The sequence below is a fragment of the Nocardioides antri genome, from assembly GCF_008373765.1.
GTDB lineage: Bacteria > Actinomycetota > Actinomycetes > Propionibacteriales > Nocardioidaceae > Nocardioides > Nocardioides antri.
Window position 1 is genome coordinate 366593 of sequence record NZ_VUJW01000001.1, and the last position, 18626, is coordinate 385218.

Below are 18626 nucleotides of genomic sequence, written 5' to 3' on the forward strand. Positions count from 1 at the left end.
GGCGCGGGCGCCGTACCCTTGTGCGGTGAGCGAGATCCCGTCCCTCGAGCAGTTGCACGCCCTCGGCGCCGCGCAGCAGCCGACCTACGACGACCCGGCCGCTGTCGCGGCCGCCGTCGCCCGGCTGCGGACCATGCCGCCGCTGGTGTTCGCGGGTGAGTGCGACGACCTGAAGGCCAAGATCGCCGCGGCGAGCCGCGGCGAGGCGTTCATCCTCCAGGGCGGCGACTGCGCAGAGACGTTCGTGGGCGCCACGGCCGACAACGTCCGCAACAAGCTCCGGGTGCTCCTGCAGATGGCCGTCGTGCTGACGTACGCCGCCTCCGTGCCGGTCGTGAAGGTGGGCCGGCTCGCGGGCCAGTACGCCAAGCCGCGCTCGTCGGACAAGGAGACGCGCCAGGTCGATGGTGAGAGCGTCACCCTGCCGGCCTACCGCGGCGACGCGGTCAACGGGTTCGACTTCACCCCGGAGTCGCGTCGGCCCGACCCGCAGCGGCTGCTCGAGGTCTACCACGCGTCGGCCTCGACGCTGAACCTCGTGCGCGCGTTCACCACCGGTGGCTACGCCGACCTGCGCCAGGTGCACACCTGGAACTCCGAGTTCGTCCGCAACAGCCCCGTGGGCCAGCACTACGAGGCGATGGCCTCCGAGATCGACCGCGCGCTCACGTTCATGCAGGCGATCGGCGCCGGCGATCCCGACGAGTTCCACCGGGTCGACTTCTACTCCTCGCACGAGGCGCTGCTGCTCGAGTACGAGCACGCGATGACCCGGATCGACTCGCGCACCGAGAACCCCTACAACGTCTCCGGCCACATGGTCTGGATCGGCGAGCGCACGCGTCAGCTCGACGGCGCGCACGTCGAGTACTTCAGCCACATCAGCAACCCGATCGGGTGCAAGCTCGGCCCGACCGCCACCGCCGACGACGCGCTCGCGCTCGCGGCGAAGCTGAACCCGACCAACGAGCCGGGCCGACTGACCTTCATCACCCGGTTCGGTGCCGAGCGGATCCGGGACGGCCTCCCGCACCTGGTCGAGAAGGTCACCGCCGAGGGCGTGGACGTCGCCTGGGTCTGCGACGCCATGCACGGCAACACCTTCGAGACCTCCAACGGCTACAAGACCCGACGGTTCGAGGACGTCCTCGACGAGGTTCAGGGCTTCTTCGACGTGCACCGGGCGCTCGGCACGATCCCCGCCGGCATCCTGGTCGAGAACACCGGCGACGACGTCACCGAGATCATCGGCGGCGGCGAGGAGCTGGACGAGCTCGGCCTCGCCCATCGCTACGAGTCGGTCGTGGACCCGCGCCTCAACCGGGTGCAGTCCCTCGAGCTCGCGTTCCTCGTCGCGGAGATGCTGCGTCGGGCCTGACCGCGGGCCTACGCTGACCTGATGCGCCCCAGCTCGCCGGTCCGTCCCCGTCAGCTCTCGTGATCGACCTCCGCTCCGACACCGTCACCCGGCCGAGCGAGGGGATGCGCGCGGCGATGGCGCGCGCCGACGTCGGCGACGACGTCTACGGCGAGGACCCGACAGTCCGTGAGCTGGAGGAGCGGGTCGCCGGTCTCCTCGGGCACGAGGCGGCGCTGTTCACCCCGACCGGCTCGATGGCCAACGTGCTCGCCGTCGGCCTGCTCGTCGCTCCGGGCCAGGAGGTGCTCTGCGAGTCCCGCGCGCACATCGCCCGGGCCGAGCTCGGCGCGCACGGAGCGGTCAGCGGGCTGACCATGCGCACGTGGTCGCACCCCCGCGGCCAGGTCGACCTGGCCGCGGTCGAGGACCTGTTCGCCCCCGACCTCGGCCCGTTCTTCGTGCGCACCGCGGCGATCTCGGTCGAGAACACCCACAACTTCGCCGGGGGAGCGGTCCTCCCGATCGGCGAACTGCAGGCGCTCCGGGCCTTCGCGTCCGAGCGCGGAGCGGCCGTCCACCTCGACGGCGCTCGGCTCTGGAACGCGCACGTGGCGACCGGTGTCCCGTTCTCGGCGTACGGCGCCACGGCCGACGTCGTGGCGGTCTGCCTGTCCAAGGGGCTGGGCGCGCCGGTCGGCTCGCTGCTCGTGGGCCCCGCTGCCCTCGTCGCCGAGGCACGGGTGCGCCGGAAGCGGCTCGGTGGCGGGATGCGCCAGGTCGGCATCCTGGCCGCAGCCGGCATCTACGCCCTCGACCACCACGTCGAGCGGCTGGCCGACGACCACGCCCACGCCCGGCTCCTCGCCGAGGCCTGCGGCGTCGACCCGGCGACCGTCGACACCAACATCGTCGCCTTCGACCGCCCGGACGCCGTCGCCGTCGTCGAGAAGGCTCGCGCCGACGGCGTGCTCATCGGTGCCGTGGGCGCCCGGACCGTCCGCGTGGTCACGCACCTCGACATCAGCCGCGCCGACGCCGAGGCTGCGGCCCGGGTTCTCGCTGCGCTCTGACCCGGCGGTGCTCGAGGCGCGCCGGGTTCGGGATCAGCGCCAGTCGTCGATGAGCCAGGTGCCAGGGCGGCTGTAGCCCTCGTCGTCGGCCCGGTGCATGGTCACTCCGACCAGTGGTCCCGCCCGGTACCCGCGCGCCAGGACTGCGGCGTAGGCCTCGTGGCGCCCGGCGTTCGTCCCCAGCTCGACGTGATCTGCGTGGTGGTCGACCGCCAGCGCTTCGCACGCGTCGAGGAGCGTCCCGAAGCGCCGCTCAGCACCTGGTCCCGGCCGGGCCAACCCGAACTTGACGTAGCACCCTCGGCTGCCGGCCTCCGTGCCGGCGCCCAGATGACACACGGCCATGCCCGCCAGGCCTGCCGCGTCGTCCAGGAGGACGACCTCGCCGAGGTCCTGGCTCTCCACGGCGCGGATCTCGCGCTCGAGGTCGAGGCCCTCGTACGCCGTGGCGGTCAGATCCCGGCACGCGTCGAGGGCTCGGACCCGCTCGGCAGGCGGGAGCTCGGTGTAGCGGATGGCCTGGGATGACTGCTGCCCGGCTACCGCCGGCTTGGCCATCACCGGGGTCAGGAACCGGGGCCAGAACCCGAACTTCTGGTAGAGCCCGAGGTGCCTGGCGCTGTGGGCAAAGGTGAAGAGCCCCGCGTGTGCCGTGCCCCAGCGTTCGAACATCGCGACGGTGGCCTCCACCAGGCGGCTGGCGATGCCCTGGTCCCACAGCTCCGGGCGCACCGAGAGGGGACCGAAGAAGCCCACGCTTCCCCAGCTGGTGACGAGGTTCGTCCCCACCAGCTGTCCGTCGCGTTCGGCGGCCAACGCGGCGTCGGGATCGGCCAGCCAGCGGGTCCGGACATAGTCCTTGTCCCCGAACAGTGAGGACACGCCGGTGAACGTGTCGAACGCCGAGCGCAAGATGACATCGGCGAGGGAAAGGTCGCTCTCGCGCAGCTCGCGCACGATGAGGTCCGCCCGCTCGGCCGCCTCCAGGGTCCCGGTCTCGGTCATGGCCACTCCTTCGACGAATCGGTGTGGCCATGATTGGCGTCGTGCCCGCGCACCGGCATCGGGCAGGGCCCCATCTTTAGGTCATTCCGGTCCCCCGTGGTGGCGGGCCGCGTAGGCGACCAGCTCGGATCGGCCCCCGACGCCCACCTTGGCGGCCAGGTTGGCGATGTGGCGCTCGACGGTCTTCGGCGAGACATAGAGGCGGGCAGCGATCTCTCTGGTGGGGCGGCCCTCGGCGAGGAGCGCCAGCACCTCCGCCTCCCTCGGGGTGACCCCCAAGGCCGCCATCCGCTCCGGCAGGTCCGGAGCCGGGCGGCGGCGCCGGGGCACCGGTGCGCCAGCCTGGCGGAGCAGCGATCGGCACGCCGACGCCACGGCGGGCGGACCGGACGGGTCGAAGAAGGCCAGCGCGTCTGCCAGCCATCGCGTCGGGTCCCCCCAGCCGTCGGCGATGGCCGCCTCGGCCACCAACCGGCGGGCGTGGTGGCGGAACCAGTCGCACGGGGCGAGATCGGCGTCGGCCCGGATGAAGGCCTCCTCGGCCTCCGCAGTCCGCCCTCGCCGACCGAGGGTCACCGCCTTGGCGTGACCCACCCATCCTCGGATCAGCCAGTAGGTCGTCAGTCCCGACGCCTCCACCTCGGCCACCGCCGCCTCACCATCGCCGACGTCCAGGGCGTGGACGAGGGCCCACAAGCCCCGGCCTGGTGCGGTGACCAGCGTCCCCCGCAACAGCTCCATACCAGCGTCCAGCTCGCGCAGTGCCCGACCGCGGTCCTCCCGGACGACCCACAGCAGCGCCTGGGCCATGAGCAGAGCCACCCCTCGGACCTCGGGGTGGCCTCCCGACGAGGCGACGGCCTTGTCGATGGCCACCTCCATCTCGGCCCGCTGGTCCAGCAGGGCGTGAGCCACCGCCTGCACTGTGAACCCCAGTCCTTCGACGAGGGGGAGCCGCAGCCGCCGCGCCTCCGCGGCGCAGGACCGGCCGGCGTCGATGGTCGCCTCCGGGTCGGCATGGTTGATGAACCATGCGGCCATCTGGAGGCTGGCCGTGGCAGCGGTGGCCAGCGCGCCCGCGTCGAGCGCGGCCTTCCGAGCGTGGGCGAGCCGATCGAGCGGACCGCCGCCCAGCAGGTCGATGGTGCCCAGCTCGTGGAGGGCTCGCACGCGCCACAGGGTCAGGCCGTGCTGCTCGGCCAGGGCCAACGCAGCCGAGAACGCCCGGGCCGCTGAGGTGAGGTCGCGCAGGCGTTCCCGTTGGCCCAGAACCGCGAGGGCCTCGCAGGCGAGCTCGTAGCGCCGACCGGACTCTGCCGACGTCAACGCCCTCCCGGCGAGGGTCACCGCGTCGTCGAGGCGGCCCTCGCCGAGCGCCACCTGAGCCGCCAGGATCTCGAACTCGTTGGCGGCAACGCCACTGCTGGCCGCGAGCTCTCGCGCGTGGTGAAGCTGGTCGAGGGCAGACGCCCAATCGGCGGACACGACGGCTGAGCGAGCCAGCCACAGGTGCACCTGCGCCCTGCGTGCCGGCGGGGCCCCCAACCCTGCCAGCCGAGACAGCAGGCGCTGCCCCACCTCGCCCACCCGCTCGGCGTTGCCGGCCTTGACGAGCACCTCGCAGAGCGCCTCGTCGATCTCGACGGCCAGCTGCCGGTTGTCGCCCACCAGCCGTCGGGCCCGTTCCAGCTTCGCTTCGGAGCTCGTCAGCGCGGTGCTACCGAACGCCCGTCGTCCCGACTCGAGGTGGAACCCAGCGGCCCGCGACGGTTCCCCAGCCTGTTCGGCGAGCTCGGCCGCCAGCTCGCACCACTCTCCCGGAAGTCCCGGATGAGCGGCCTCGACCGCGCGGAGACCGCGTGCGGCGAGGGCTGCTCGCTCCGGCGGAAGAAGCTCCGCAAGGACGGCCTCCCGGGTCAGCGCATGGCGGAATCGGAAGCGTGGCCCGGGATCGGCGGCCTCCACGGACAGCAGCTGGGCATCGACTGCACGGCGCAAGCGCCCGACAACGGTGGCTTCGTCCTGGCCGGTCATGTCCGCCAGCAGTCGCCAGTCGAAGCTCCTGCCTTGGAGTGCCGCCGCGACGAGGACGTCCCGTACGCCCGGGCGTGACGCGAGACGGCGCCACACCGTCTCGGCAAACGTGGCGGGGACGGTCAGTCCCGGTGCCCGGTCGAGGACCCAGCCGTCTGCCGTCCTCTCCAGCTCGCGGGCCCGGACCATCTCCGCCAGCAGCTCCTCGACGAGAAAGGGCAGCCCATCGGCCCTGGCCACGACCACCTCGGCAAGCTCGCGGGGGATCACCGGAGTGTGCAGGCAGGCCGCGGCAACCGACACGGCCTCCTCGTCGCTCAGCCTCCGCAGCGACACCATGGTCGCGGCGCGCCGGGCGGCGAGGTCGTGAGCGCACGACAGGGCCTTGCTCGGTTCCTCGTCACGAAGTGAGATCACACAGAGGACCGGTTCCCCCGCGATGTTGTCGGCGAGGTACTCGACGACCTCGAGAGTCTCGGCGTCCGCCCAGTGCAGGTCCTCGAGCACGAGCACGCAGCCAGGACCGTCACCCACGGCGGCGAGCAGCCTGAGCACGGCTTCGCCCACCACCACGAGCGACTCCTCGCCGGGTGACTCGCCAGGAACGCGCCACTGCGGGACGAGGCGGCCGAGGATGTGCAGAAACGGTGTCAGCTCCGGAACCTGCGGTGGTCCCGACTGACGAAGGTGCGAGAACAGCGCCTCCGCCACCGGCCGGAAGGGGTGGGGGACGTCGCGCTCGACCGCCCGCCCGGTCAGCACCTGCGCCCCCCGACGAACACCTTCGGCGGCGACCTCCGACAACAACCGCGACTTGCCGACCCCCGCCTCGCCCGCAACCACCACTGTCGCGCCGTGTCCGTCGGGCAGGCGATCCAGGGAGCGTCGCAGCTCCTGCCACTCCGGGTCACGGCCGACAACCACGGGGCACCGTAGGTCCGGCACCAGACCAGTATGCCAACAGCACTTCTCGTCAGTGACGGTCAGCAACGACCCACGGTCCTCATTCCGAGTGTCGCAGGATCTCCACGAAGAGCGCCCCGAGCTCGATGCCGACGGCAACCGCGCAGCCGGTCACCACACCCCAGACCAGGCAACGCCGTTGCCCGCTCATGACCGCCGCGAAACTGACAGCGAGTCCCGAGATCACGATCGCCGTGAGCCAACCCCTGATGCCGTCGTTCGGGTAGTCCTCTCCACGGAACGCCCAGAACCACGCGACCACGGCGCACAGGAGATTCGCCCCCGCGCCGACGAGCCCGCCGACGAGGAGGTCCCGACCGCGCGACGGCCCGGCACCACGCAGGTCAGACGCCACGGGCCCAACGGTCGCACAGCCGGGCGACTCGGCAGGTGGATGCTGCCCATGCGGTTCACGACGATCCGCTGACCACCACGTCGCTGATCGCGGTGTAGTCCCGCGAGTCCGGACCGTCGCCGGGCTCGGTGACCTCGAGGATCCGCAGCTCGATCTCCTGGGTCTTGATCGCGTTGACCGGGACGCGCTGGAGCGAAGGTTCCTCGGCGAGGTCCTGGATCACCTCGCTGCCGTCGTCGAACACCCAGGCGACCTCGGTGATGCGGCGGTTGCCGGCGTACCAGTCATGGGGCGGGTCGGTCTTGGCGTACCCGTTGACCAGGCCGACCTCGGTGACCGTGACGGTCTCGTCGAAGGTGAAGGTGACGACTGACCCGGTGCCGTCGCCGGGCATCCGCCAGCAGGTCCGCGGGTCGGCGTCGAGCAGGTTCGCAGCCGTGTAGGTCACCGGGTTGCCGTCCTCGTCGACGCTGGGCGGGGCGATCCCGGGGACGGTGACGTCCGCAGGGTCCAGCTCGTCGACGGCCCCGGCGGGACCGTCATCGCGGCCGCCGTCGACACCCTCCTGCCCGTCGTCCTCGGACGGCCCGAGGAGCAGCAGGAGACCGCCGGTGACGGCGATGAGCAGGATCGCCAGGAGGGCAAGGAGCCACGGCAGGAGGGAGCGCCGCCCGCGACCGCCGCCAGACCGCGCCGCCGCCGGAGGGGGCGTTGCGACCGTGTCGGCGTAGAGCGGGTAGCGCGCCGACGTCGGCGGGGGACCGGGGTCCGGTGGTGGCGGCGGAGCGGCGACCGGGACGGGCGGGATCTCTCCGGCGCGTACGACGGTCGGGTGGTCAGCCTCGGGCTCGGGAGAGTCCGGGCGAATGACCCGGGCACCGCAGTTCGTGCAGTACCGGCCCACGCCGAGCCGGTGACCGCAGTTGGTGCAGTACCTCATGACCGGATCCAACGACTCCCCCCTTTGTCGCGGGCGACCCTAACCCGGGGGAGTGACCGTCGCCGCTTCGGCAGGACCACGGCCGACGAGCGGCGGGATCTGGCGGACGGCCTGCGCGAGCGCCCGGAGGTCCGGTCCGTGGAGGGCCTGCGGCCCGTCGCAGAGCGCGACCTCCGGGTCGGGATGGACGTCGACGATGATCCCGTCGGCGCCCACGGCGATCGCGGCGCGGGAGAGCGGCACGACCAGGTCCTTGCGGCCCGACGCGTGCGAGGGGTCGACGATGACCGGCAGGTGGCTCGCGACCTGGACGACCGGCACGGCCGAGATGTCGAGGGTGTTGCGGGTCGCCGGCTCGAACGTCCGGATGCCGCGCTCGCACAGCACGATGTCGAGGTTGCCGCGCTGGGCGACGTACTCCGCCGCCATCAGCCACTCCTCGATCGTGGCCGTCATCCCGCGCTTGAGCAGCACCGGCTTGCCGGACTCGCCGACCGCCTGCAGCAGCCCGAAGTTGGCCATGTTGCGGGTGCCGATCTGGAGCATGTCGGCCTGCTCGGCGACCTCGGCGACGTCCCGGGCGTCGACCACCTCGGTGACGATCGGCAGGCCGACCGCCGCGCCGACCGAGGCGAGGATGTCCAGACCGCGGCGGCCGAGCCCCTGGAAGGCGTACGGCGACGTCCGCGGCTTGTAGGCGCCGCCGCGGAGCAGGCTCGCGCCGGCGGCCTTGGCCATCGTCGCGGCCTCGAGGGTCTGCTCGGGCGACTCGACGGCGCATGGGCCGGCGACGAAGGTGAACGTCGCGGGGCCGACGGGTACCGTCGCGCCGGGCTTGCCGACCCACACGGTGGAGCGGGCCGGGTGGTGCTGGCGGCTGACGAGCTTGTAGGGGTCGGAGATCCGGTGCACCGCCGCGACGCCGCGCAGCGTGCGCAGGTTCAGGCCGTGGAAGCTGTCGATGTCGCCGACCAGGCCGATGATCGTCCGGTCCACGCCCTGGGACACGAACGCCTTGCCGCCGACCGCTTCGACCTTCTCGACGACGTGGGCGACGTCCTCGGCGGTGGCGTCCGGCGCCATGACCACGACCATGATCATCGAGGGTAGGCGGGGGTTCCTGACCCCAACCTCCGAATTCACGATCCGGACGTGGCGCCGCCGTTCAGCCGGCGAGCGTCCGCCGCTTCACCTCGGCTTCGACGTCGTCGAGGTCGTGCCGCAGCATCCGTCGCGTGCGGTCGTAGCTGAACCCGCCGAAGAAGTTCCAGGCCAGCTTCTCGAGCGCGGTCCGGTCGGTCGCGATCATCCGCGTGGTCATCGCGAGCCGGGTGTGGTCCTGGTCGGTGCCGAGCGGCGTCAGCCGGTACGACGTGCGCACGGTGTCGTGGCCGAGCCGGGTGTCGACGACCGCCCGCCGCGGGGCCTCGCACTCGACGACGTGCAGCTCCTCCTCGCCGTGGTGGCCGAAGAGGGTGCGTTTCTCGCGCCAGACGGTGCCGACGTCGTACGGCCCCTCCGTCAGCAGCTCGCTGCTGGAGACGCTGCGGTAGATCTCGTCCGCACGGTCGACGTCGGTGATCACGTCCCACACCACCTGCGGGGGAGCCGGGAGCGTGACGTTGAGGTAGATGATGTGAGCGGCCATCGGAGTGCCTTTCTTCCCTCCGCTTCCATGGTGCTCCTGCCGGCGCGCAGACGCCAGAGGTGCCGGGTCAGACGGCGAGGTGGGTGACCTCCGCCTCGACCTTCCGGCGCGGCAGGACCTCCACGAGCACCATCGCGCTCAGCACCATCAGCCCGCCGCCGACCATCCGGACCGTGATCGACTCGCCGCCCAGCAGTACCGCGAAGAACGCGGCGAACACCGGCTCCATGCTCATGATGATCGCGCTGCGGGTCGCCGGCAGGTGCGCCTGCGCCCAGGTCTGGGCGAGCATCGCGGCAGCGCCCGCGACGAGGGCCATGTAGACGACCGAGGCCCAGTCCGTGCCGCGCTCGGGCAGGACGACGCCCGTCTCGCCGGAGACCAGGGCGGCGACCAGGCAGATCGCCGCGATCACCAGCACCTGGAGGATGGACATGCCCAACGCATCCCCCGGCGTCGACCACGCACCCAGCCCGACGATGTGGCACGCGTAGAGGATCGCGGCGACCAGCGTGATCGCCTCGCCGTAGCCGATCGAGAAGCCATCGAGGGTGAGCACCCCGAGCCCGGCTGTCGCGAGCAGGACCGCCGCCCACGTCAGCACGCTGATCCGGGTGCGGAGCAGGAGCGCCGCGATCACCGGGGTCGCGACGACGTAGAGCCCGGTGATGAAGCCGCTGACGCTCGCGGGGGTGTGCGCCAGGCCGGCGGTCTGGAGGATCTGGGCGACGCCGTACAGGCCGCCCAGGAGGACGGCGTGGCGCCGGGTCTCGGGCGCCAGCCGGGCGAGCGCGCGCGGCGCCACCAGCAGCATCGCCGCGCCGGCGATCGCGAACCGGACGGCCAGGAAGTCCACGGTCGGCACCCGGTCGAGCAGGTCCTTGATCAGGAAGAACGTGCTGCCCCAGCACGCGGTCATGGCGAGCAGCGCCGCCGCGGCGAGCAGGGAGGTACGACGCCCGCTCACCGGCGCAGCTCCTTGAGCAGGGGGATGCCGGCGTCGTCCACCGACCGCGAGCCCGGCGTCTCGAGGATGAAGGGGACGCCCTCGGTCGCCGGGTGGTGGAGGAGCTCGGCGAACGCGCCGGTGCCGATGTGGCCCTCCCCGATCTTCTCGTGCCGGTCGGTGCAGGAGCCGCGGACGTCCTTGGAGTCGTTGGCGTGCACCAGCCGGAGCCGACCCGGGCCGCCGATCTCCAGGATCCGGTCGACCGTCGCGGTCGCCCCGCCGGGCTCGTCGAGCGGCGCCCCCGCCGCGAACACGTGGCAGGTGTCGAGGCAGATCCCGGCCTTGGGGTGGAAGTCGAGCGCGGTCAGGTAGCCCTCGAGGTCGTCGACGGTCGCGCACAGCGAGCGCCCCTGGCCGGCCGTCGGCTCCAGCAGGAGCCACGGAGCGTCGTCGCCCTCGATCCGCTCGAGCACCGGCAGGAGCGCCTCGCGGACCTGACGGAGGGCGGCCGCGTGCCGGCCGGCCGGGTCGCCGGGGCCACCCGGGTCGACGTACGAGCCGGTGTGCACCACCACGCCCTCGGCGCCGATCTCGACGGCCCGCCGGAGGTTGTGGGCGACCAGGTCGGCCGAGCTCCGGTAGGTGCCCGGCGTGGGGGAGCCGAGGTTGACGAGGTACGGCGTGTGGATCACCACCCGCATGCCGAGCGCGGACGTGCGGTCGCGGAACTCCCGGTCGACGGCCGGGTTCCCCGCGGACCGTGCCCAACCGCGCGGGTTGCCCACGAAGACCTGGACCGCCTCGCAGCCGAGCTCGACCGCGCTGGCCAGCGCACCGGTGACGAGGTTCTTGCCGACCAGGACGTGCGTGCCGATCGGGCGCGAGGGGGAGGCAGCGGGCATGGCCCGGCCACGCTACCGAGCGGACTTCAGACCACGTAAATGATGACGGTGCTGCCCTTCTCGGCGAGGCTGCCCGCCGGCGGGTCGGTGCTCCAGGCGCGGCTGCCGTTGAAGTAGATCTGCGCTCGTTCGGTGCGTACGACGAACCCGAGGTCCTCGAGCTTGTCGACGGCGTCGTCCGTCGGCTCGTTCCACACCGACGGGACCTCGATCAGCTCCGGCCCGTCCGAGACGACGAACTCGACCTCGTCGCCCTTGAAGAGGGTGCCGCTGGCCGGATCCTGGCTGATCACGGCGCCCTCGTCGATCGTGTCGCTGTTCTCCCGGCCGACGATCGTGACGACGAGGCCCTTGCCCTCCAGCCGTTCCTTCGCGGCCTCGAACGACTTGCCGACCCAGTCGCCGACGGCCAGCGGCCTGCGACCCTTGCTCACCACGAGCCGGACCACGGCGTCGACGGGCATGTCCTTGGCCTGCTCGGACCCGAACTCAGGGGTGCTGCTGATCACCCGGCCCTTGCCCACCTTCTCCGAGTAGGCCTCCTCGACCTTGCCGACGACCAGCTTGGCCTCGGCGAGCTCCTCGGTCGCCTGGTCGAGGGTCAGCCCGCGCAGCCGCGGAAGGTCGTGGACCTCCTCGCCGAGGGAGAGGACCAGGGTGATGGTGTCGCCAGGCAGGATCCGGTCGCCGTAGCCGGGGTTGCTCTCGACCACGTGGCCCTTGTCGACCGTCGTCGAGTAGACCGGGTCGCCGAGCTCCACGTCGAAGCCGGCGTCCTCGATCCGCTGCTCCGCCTCTGCTCTCGGCAGGTCGTGGACCGACGGTGCGGTCGTGTAGCGGGCCCACCCGAACCAGTAGGCGCCGCCGCCGACGCCGGCAGCGACGAGCGCAGCCACGAGCAGGAGCACGACGCCGCGCCGGCGCCGGCCCGGCCGCTCCGGCGCGGCGATCCCGCCCGCCGCGCTCGGCGGGGACGGGGGAGTGCGCCGCCGCGGCAGGACCGTCTCCAGGCGGGTGGTGCCCTCGGGAGCGGACGGCTCGGCGAGGTGGTGGGCGACCTCGGCCTCGTCCCAGAGCTCGCTGATCGGCTCGGGCATCGTGTCCGACCGGCTCCGGGTCGGCAGCAGGTCAGCGACGAGGTCGGCGTCCTCGCGCACCCCCTCGTGCAGGGCGTGGGTGACCCGGTGTGCGTGGTGCAGCAGCACGCCCGCATCGGCCGGGCGGAGCGTCCGGTCGCGGGTCGTCGCGCGGGCGACCAGCGCGTCGACGTATGCCGGGATGGTGGGCGCGACCTCCGACGGCGCCGGGACGTCCTCGTGGACGTGCTTGTAGGCGACCTGGATCGGGGACTCGCCGGTGTGGGGCTTCTGCCCCGTGAGCAGCTCGTAGAGGATCACGCCGGCGGCGTAGACGTCGGCCCGCGCGTCGGCCTTGCCGTCGACGACGAGCTCGGGCGCGAGGTAGGAGACGGTGCCGATCAGCACGCCGCCGGTCGCGGTGTGCTGCGTCTCGGCGCTGACCGCGCGGGCGAGGCCGAAGTCGGCGACCTTGATCCGGCCGTCGTCGGCGATGAGGACGTTCTCCGGCTTCACGTCGCGGTGGATCAGGCCGTTGCGGTGGGCCGAGGCCAGGGCGGACAGCACCGGGTCGAGGAGCGCGAGCGCCCGCTCGGGTGACATCGGCGCCTCCTTGGCGATCGTGTCGCGCAGGGTGTGGCCGGGGACCAGCTCCATGGCGAGATAGACAACGGGACCGGCGGCGGTTTCTTCGCGCCCTTGGTCGTAGACCGCCACCACGTTGGGGTGGGAGAGCCGCGCCGCGGCGCGCGCCTCGCGCACGAACCGGGCCGCGAACTCCTCGTCGCCGGACGTCGAGTCGCCGAGGCCGGCGTGCATGATCTTGACCGCGACCGCGCGGTCGAGCCGGATGTCGTGGGCCTCGTAGACGGCCGCCATGCCGCCCCGCGCGATCCTCGCGCCGATCCGGTAGCGGCCGTCGAGCAGTCGACCGATCTGGGGGTCGGAGTCTGCGGTGGCGGGGGTCGCGACACCGCCGCGGCTCCTGCCGCGCGCGTTCGTGTCCTCGTGCACAGCGACCCTCCTGTGCAGTGCGTCGGTGCTCCGGCGGGGAAGATCCGGAGCCCACAGGATACGTGGCCGCGTCCGGCCGCCCCCGCAACCACGCCGGGCCTCGTCGCCGGTCGCGCGGCTGGAATGATGGGTCCTATGAGCGACTCCGCACCCCGGCTGGCCGACCACGACCTGGCGGCCCTGGTCGACGAATGGCTGGACTGGGACGCCGCAGCCGCCCGGCTCGGCGTGACCCCGGCGAAGGTGCGCACGATGGTGCGCGACCACCAGCTGGCGAGTGCCGTCCCCGCTGCCGGCAGGCCGCCGATGGTCCCCGCGCTCTTCATCGACGACGAGGGACTGCCCGTCAAGGGTCTGCCCGGGCTGCTGACCCTGATGCACGACAACGGCTTCGACGACCGGGAGTGCATCGCCTGGATCTTCCTCGACGACGACCTGCCGGGCCGGCCGATCGACGCCCTGCGGGAGAACCGCGGCGCCGAGGTCAAGCGGCGCGCGCAGGCGATGGCGCTCTAGGCGCACGCCGTGGCTCTCCCGGCCTCGGGCAGGCGCACCGCGGCGGTCGCCGCGACCGCCCTGGTCGCCGTGCTGACCGCGGTCGTGTGGTGGCTCCAGGGCGGCACGGACGACGGCGGCTCCGCGGAGGATCCGGCGCCGTCGTACTCCACGAGCGCGCCCGAGATCGACGAGACGAGCGGCCTGCCGTACGTCGCGCTCGAGGACCTGCCACCCGAGGCGGCCGACACCGTTGCGCTCATCGACGCGGGCGGTCCGTTCCCCTACGAGAAGGACGGCAGCACATTCGGCAACTACGAGGGGTTGCTTCCGGACCATGAGGACGGCTATTACCGGGAGTACACGGTGGAGACACCGGGATCGCCCGACCGTGGCGCCCGTCGGATCGTGGGTGGCGCCGAGGGTGAGCTCTACTGGACCGAGGACCATTACGAGTCGTTCGAGGTGATCTGGAGATGACCGACGAAGTTTCGAGGCGGGCATGAGCGGCCTGGCCGCCGTCCTCGCAGGCCGGCACGATGCCGGCGTCCATCTCTGGCACAACGCCCTCCACGTCCCGGACATCCAGCACGCGGTCGAGCACGCGGGCTGGCAGTTCGGGTACGTCGACGGCGTGGCGCTGGAGACCAAGAAGGAGGTCCTCGGCGCGATCGGCGCCGCTCTCGATCTCCCGGAGCACTACGGCGGCAACCTGGACGCGCTCCGCGACTGCCTGCGTGACCTCTCCAAGCCCACCGTGCTCCTCTGGGACGGCTGGGGGAGCCTGGCCCGCGCCGAGCCGGAGGCGTTCCAGAAGGTCTGCCGGGTGCTCGAGCGAAGCGCCGACGACGACACGTCGTTCGAGGTGCTGCTGCGGGGTCCCGGTCCCACCGACGGGCTCGATTCGCTGGACTGAGCGGGTCTCAGAGGACCCGGCGGGTGGCGGAGGCTGCCAGCCCCTCGAGCACCGCACACGCGTGCGGGTCGAGGCCGACTGCCTCCCGCGCGTCGGCGAGCGCGCTCACCGCCTGCTTCGCCAGGTCGTCGATCATCGTCTCGACCTGGGCGTGCGCGCCCGAGCGGTCGATGATGCCGCGCAGCTCGGCGACCTCCCGCTCGTCGAGCGCCGTGCCGAGGGCGGCGTCGAGCCGCTCGGCGTCCGCGGCGGGAGCCGAGTCGAGCGCCAGCGCGACGAGGACCGTCCGCTTGCCCTCCACCAGGTCGTCGCCGGCAGGCTTGCCCGTCGTGGCCGGGTCGCCGAACACCCCGAGCAGGTCGTCGCGGAGCTGGAACGCCTCGCCCAACGGGAGGCCGAAGGCGGTCAGGGCCGCCAGGGTCTCCGGGCCGGCGCCGGCGAGGGCCGCGCCGACGTGGAGCGGCCGCTCGATGGAGTACTTCGCCGACTTGTAGCGCAGCACGGTCATCGCGTCCGCGACCGTTGCGCGGCCGCGGGCCTGCACCGACACGTCGAGGAACTGGCCGGCGATGACCTCGGAGCGGCACAGGTCGAGGACGTCGAGCGCGGGGCCGACCCGGTCCCAGGGGAGGCCGCACCGGCGGAGCAGCTCGTCGGACCAGGACAGCAGGAGGTCGCCGAGCAGGATGGCGGCCGCAGCGCCGTACTGGTCCGGGTCACCGGGCCACGACTGCTCGCCGTGCAGCACCGCGAAGCCCCGGTGCGTCGCCGGCCGGCCACGCCGGGTGTCGGAGGCGTCCATCAGGTCGTCGTGGACCAGCGCGCTGGCGTGGAGCAGCTCCAGCGACGCCGCCGCGCGCAGGACCGCGCGCTCGTCGTGCTCCTCCCGCGCGGCAGCGCGGAAGCCCCACGCGCAGAACGCCGCGCGGAAACGCTTGCCGCCGGTGACCGAGGCACGGCCCTCGGCGACGAGCCTGGAGGCGTCGTCGCCGAGGGGCGCCAGCCGCTCGGCCTGCTCGTCGAGGAAGTCGTCGATCGTCGCCTGGAGCTCGTCGCGGAACCGTTCCTGGTCGTCCTGGTCCCACGCCTGCCCGGTCACGGCCACGACTCTAGAGAGTGCACCGAGATTGGTATCGATCGGGCCTGGGACCGGTCTCGCCCCTAGACTCCCCGGCATGACAACCGGTCGTGGCCGTTCCCTCGGCGAGATCATCCGCGAGGGCGAGCGCTCGTTCTCGTTCGAGTTCTTCCCGCCCAAGGACGACGCGGGCGAGGAGCAGCTCTGGAACGCCATCCGCGCTCTGGAGCCCTACCGCCCCACGTTCGTGTCCGTGACGTACGGCGCCGGCGGCAGCACGCGCGACAAGACGGTCTCCATCACCGGCCGGATCGCCCGGGAGACCTCGCTGGTGCCGATGGCACACCTCACCTGCGTGGGCCACACCCGCGAGGAGCTCGAGGCGATCCTCGACTCCTACGTCGCCGAGGGCGTCTACCACGTGATGGCGCTGCGCGGCGACCCGCGCGAGGGGCCGCGCGCCGAGTGGACCCCCACCGAGGGCGGGCTCAACTACGCGCTCGACCTGGTCGAGCTGGCCCGGTCCCGCGGCGACTTCCGGATCGGCGTCGCCGCCTTCCCGGAGGGCCATCCCAGCGCCGAGTCGCTCGACGCCGACGCCGACGTGCTGGTGGCGAAGGCCAACGCGGGCGCGGAGTTCGCCGTGACCCAGATGTTCTTCCGTGCCTCCGACTACTTCGGGCTGGTCGAGCGCGTGCGGGCGCGTGGGGTCGACATCCCCATCCTCCCCGGCATCATGCCGATCCTGAACCTCAACGCGATCCGGCGGCAGGGCGAGCTGATCGGCACGTCGGTGCCCGACGAGATCGTCGACCGGATCACCGCGGCCGGCCCGGAGCCGGTCGCCGTCCGTGCGGAGGGCATCAAGCTCGCTGCCGAGCTGTGCGAGGAGCTCCTCGCCGGCGGCGCGCCCGGCCTGCACTTCTACACGCTCAACCGGTCCAAGGCGACGCTGGAGATCTTCGAGGCGCTCCGCATCACCGTCTGACGGTCGCTACTTCGCCGGCCCGATCGCCTGGGCGACCAGCGCCGCCGACTGGGTCACGAACGGGACACCGGCGCCGGGCGCCGCATGGGCGCCGGCGGCGTACACCCCCGTGATCGGCGTGGTCGGCCCGAGGCGGTAGCGCACGGTGCCGCGGCCCTGCCACAGCACGCCGCAGGGCGAGCCGTTCCACTGCTCGACCAGCTCCCGCGGGGAGAGGTCGACCCTGGTGACGACCTGCTCCCGGATGTCGATCCGGTGGCGGGCGAGAGCCTCGAGGAGGTCCTCCGCGATCTTGCCGCGGCCGTGGAGGGTCCAGGCCGTGCCTCCCTCGGGGGCACGGCCGCCGGTGCGGATGATCATGAGCGGCTCGGCGTGGAGCACCACCTCGGCCGGCAGGTCCGGGACCGGGCCGACCAGGCCGAGGTGGGAGACCACCGGGGGGATCGCGGGCATCGTCCGCTCGACCAGGGGGGCGAGGACGGGCAGCCGGCGCGGGTCGATCGCGACGACCACCGCGTCGACGTCGATCTCGCCGGTCTCGACCACGACCGCCGCCACCCGCTTGTCGCGGACGACCAGGTCGCGCGCCGCCGTGCCGGTGAGGACGGTGACGCCCCTGGTCTCGAGCCGCTTCTCCAGCAGGTCCACGAGCCGTGCCATCCCGCCGGGCAACCGCCACGCGCCGAAGATCTGCTCGAGGTAGTTGGTGACGCCGACCCAGGCCGGCACGTTGCGCAGGTCGTGGCCCTCGGCCACGGCGCGATGGCCGGCGACCAGCCCCAGCCGGTCGTCGCGGAAGTCGCGGCGCAGCCGCTTGTGCAGGGTCTCCCGGGCGCTGAAGAGCGAGTAGAGGTCCTTCGGCAGGTCCTGCGGGTTCCACGGCACCTCGACGTAGTGACGGCGCAGCACGTCCCACACCGGGGCGTAGGTGTCGACGTGGCGGACCCAGGCCTCGCCGAGGCCGGAGCCCAGCTCGTCGAACGCCTCGATCTGCGCGGCCCGCGACCCGCCCGGCACCCGGACCGAGGTGCGGTCCTCGAACCGGTGCTCGGTGATGACGTCCAGCGGCTCGAGCTCGCCGCCGAGCTCGGCCTCCAACGGCCGCCCGGACTTGCGGAAGAGGTCGCGCAGGGCCGCGGGCACGAGGGTCGACGTCGCCGATCCGTCCCACGTGTAGCCGTCCTGGCTCACGGCGCCGAGGGCGCCGCCCAGGGTCGGCGCGGCTTCGACGAGCACGACCCGGTGGCCGATCTTCGCGAGCCGCGCGGCCGAGGCCAGCCCGGCCAGGCCGCCTCCGATGACGACGATCCTCATGAGGCCACGGTCCTCCGCGTCACTCGACGTCGATCGGCTGCGCGCCGGTGAGGGCCAGGAGCTCGTCGTACGTCGTCGAGAACACGGCTGCCGGATGGCCGGCCGCTGCCCACACGACGTCGTAGCGCTGCAGCCAGGTGTCGAGGTAGGTCGGGACCGGCGCCGGGTGGCCGATCGGCGACACGCCGCCGATCACCTGGCCGGTGTGCTCGCGCACGAACTCGGGAGCCGCGCGGCGCAGCTTCGCGACCCCGACACCGGCCGCCGTCTTGGCGGTGTCGACGCGGTGCGCTCCCGAGGTGAGGATCAGCACCGGCGACCCGTCGGCGTCGAAGAGCAGGCTGTTCGCGATCGCGCCGACCTCGCAGCCGAGCGCCTCGGCGGCGAGTGCGGCGGTGTGGACGGCATCGGGCAGAATGACGATCTCGCCAGCTCCGCCGAGTCGGGCATGCTCGGCGCGGAACCGGCTGATCGAGGGATGGTCGGCCGACATGGGAGTGACCCTAGGGCACCCCGCTC

General features: G+C 72.6%; 18 protein-coding genes. 6 read left to right on the forward strand and 12 right to left on the reverse strand.

What is annotated here, in order from left to right:
• Nucleotides 1–25 precede the first annotated feature (25 nt).
• A complete protein-coding gene (locus tag F0U47_RS01795; protein WP_149748591.1) occupies nucleotides 26–1378 on the forward strand; it encodes a class II 3-deoxy-7-phosphoheptulonate synthase in 1353 nt (450 codons plus the stop codon).
• Nucleotides 1379–1437: 59 nt separating this feature from the next.
• The gene (locus tag F0U47_RS01800) at nucleotides 1438–2430 is read left to right on the forward strand and encodes a threonine aldolase family protein (protein ID WP_149748592.1); all 993 of its coding nucleotides are present in this window, start codon (nucleotides 1438–1440) and stop codon (nucleotides 2428–2430) included.
• Between the two features lie 33 nt (nucleotides 2431–2463).
• On the opposite strand, the gene F0U47_RS01805 is transcribed toward F0U47_RS01800, so the two are convergent.
• The 9 genes from F0U47_RS01805 to pknB all read right to left on the reverse strand — a co-directional run bounded on the left by F0U47_RS01805 (nucleotide 2464) and on the right by pknB (nucleotide 13316).
• Nucleotides 2464–3435, reverse strand: coding sequence for a GNAT family N-acetyltransferase (locus tag F0U47_RS01805; RefSeq protein ID WP_149748593.1), 972 nt, complete (start codon nucleotides 3433–3435; stop codon nucleotides 2464–2466).
• A gap of 81 nt (nucleotides 3436–3516) precedes the next feature.
• Nucleotides 3517–6393 (reverse strand): helix-turn-helix transcriptional regulator, encoded by a 2877-nt coding sequence (locus tag F0U47_RS01810; RefSeq protein ID WP_188111126.1) that lies wholly within the window; start codon nucleotides 6391–6393, stop codon nucleotides 3517–3519.
• Between the two features lie 79 nt (nucleotides 6394–6472).
• On the reverse strand, nucleotides 6473–6787 hold the full coding sequence (locus tag F0U47_RS01815) for a hypothetical protein (RefSeq protein WP_149748595.1): 315 nt from the start codon (nucleotides 6785–6787) through the stop codon (nucleotides 6473–6475).
• 55 nt (nucleotides 6788–6842) lie between these two features.
• On the reverse strand, nucleotides 6843–7727 hold the full coding sequence (locus F0U47_RS01820) for a zinc ribbon domain-containing protein (protein WP_149748596.1): 885 nt from the start codon (nucleotides 7725–7727) through the stop codon (nucleotides 6843–6845).
• 39 nt (nucleotides 7728–7766) lie between these two features.
• The gene (aroF, locus tag F0U47_RS01825; protein WP_149748597.1) at nucleotides 7767–8822 is read right to left on the reverse strand and encodes a 3-deoxy-7-phosphoheptulonate synthase; all 1056 of its coding nucleotides are present in this window, start codon (nucleotides 8820–8822) and stop codon (nucleotides 7767–7769) included.
• 70 nt (nucleotides 8823–8892) lie between these two features.
• Nucleotides 8893–9375 carry an SRPBCC family protein gene (locus F0U47_RS01830; RefSeq protein WP_149748598.1) on the reverse strand — a complete coding sequence of 161 codons (483 nt, stop codon included), beginning with the start codon at nucleotides 9373–9375 and terminating at the stop codon, nucleotides 8893–8895.
• A 67-nt stretch (nucleotides 9376–9442) separates the two neighbouring features.
• On the reverse strand, nucleotides 9443–10342 hold the full coding sequence (locus tag F0U47_RS01835; RefSeq protein ID WP_246159370.1) for a DMT family transporter: 900 nt from the start codon (nucleotides 10340–10342) through the stop codon (nucleotides 9443–9445).
• Entirely contained in the window at nucleotides 10339–11226 is an 888-nt protein-coding gene (locus F0U47_RS01840) for a deoxyribonuclease IV (RefSeq protein ID WP_149748599.1), read from the reverse strand. The genes F0U47_RS01835 and F0U47_RS01840 overlap by 4 nt, the downstream gene beginning before the upstream one ends.
• Nucleotides 11227–11252: 26 nt before the next feature.
• Nucleotides 11253–13316 carry a Stk1 family PASTA domain-containing Ser/Thr kinase gene (gene pknB, locus F0U47_RS01845; protein WP_246159371.1) on the reverse strand — a complete coding sequence of 688 codons (2064 nt, stop codon included), beginning with the start codon at nucleotides 13314–13316 and terminating at the stop codon, nucleotides 11253–11255.
• 135 nt (nucleotides 13317–13451) lie between these two features.
• Here pknB and F0U47_RS01850 point away from each other — a divergent pair, with 135 nt between their 5' ends.
• Genes F0U47_RS01850 through F0U47_RS01860 form a run of 3 tightly spaced genes read left to right on the forward strand, consistent with a single transcriptional unit; the run spans nucleotide 13452 to nucleotide 14727 of the window.
• Complete coding sequence (locus F0U47_RS01850) at nucleotides 13452–13832, forward strand: Rv2175c family DNA-binding protein (protein WP_246159372.1); 381 nt, start codon at nucleotides 13452–13454, stop codon at nucleotides 13830–13832.
• Nucleotides 13833–13841: 9 nt separating this feature from the next.
• A complete protein-coding gene (locus F0U47_RS01855) occupies nucleotides 13842–14291 on the forward strand; it encodes a guanyl-specific ribonuclease (protein WP_246159373.1) in 450 nt (149 codons plus the stop codon).
• A 22-nt stretch (nucleotides 14292–14313) separates the two neighbouring features.
• Nucleotides 14314–14727 carry a barstar family protein gene (locus F0U47_RS01860; protein ID WP_149748601.1) on the forward strand — a complete coding sequence of 138 codons (414 nt, stop codon included), beginning with the start codon at nucleotides 14314–14316 and terminating at the stop codon, nucleotides 14725–14727.
• A gap of 7 nt (nucleotides 14728–14734) precedes the next feature.
• On the opposite strand, the gene F0U47_RS01865 is transcribed toward F0U47_RS01860, so the two are convergent.
• On the reverse strand, nucleotides 14735–15826 hold the full coding sequence (locus F0U47_RS01865; RefSeq protein WP_246159374.1) for a polyprenyl synthetase family protein: 1092 nt from the start codon (nucleotides 15824–15826) through the stop codon (nucleotides 14735–14737).
• A gap of 76 nt (nucleotides 15827–15902) precedes the next feature.
• On the opposite strand from F0U47_RS01865, the gene metF reads away from it, so the two are divergent.
• Nucleotides 15903–16793, forward strand: coding sequence for a methylenetetrahydrofolate reductase [NAD(P)H] (metF, locus tag F0U47_RS01870; RefSeq protein ID WP_149748603.1), 891 nt, complete (start codon nucleotides 15903–15905; stop codon nucleotides 16791–16793).
• Nucleotides 16794–16799: 6 nt separating this feature from the next.
• Here the strand turns inward: metF and F0U47_RS01875 are convergent, their stop codons facing one another.
• On the reverse strand, nucleotides 16800–18107 hold the full coding sequence (locus F0U47_RS01875) for a phytoene desaturase family protein (RefSeq protein ID WP_149748604.1): 1308 nt from the start codon (nucleotides 18105–18107) through the stop codon (nucleotides 16800–16802).
• Between the two features lie 19 nt (nucleotides 18108–18126).
• Nucleotides 18127–18600, reverse strand: coding sequence for a YbaK/EbsC family protein (locus F0U47_RS01880; RefSeq protein ID WP_149748605.1), 474 nt, complete (start codon nucleotides 18598–18600; stop codon nucleotides 18127–18129).
• Nucleotides 18601–18626 lie beyond the last annotated feature (26 nt).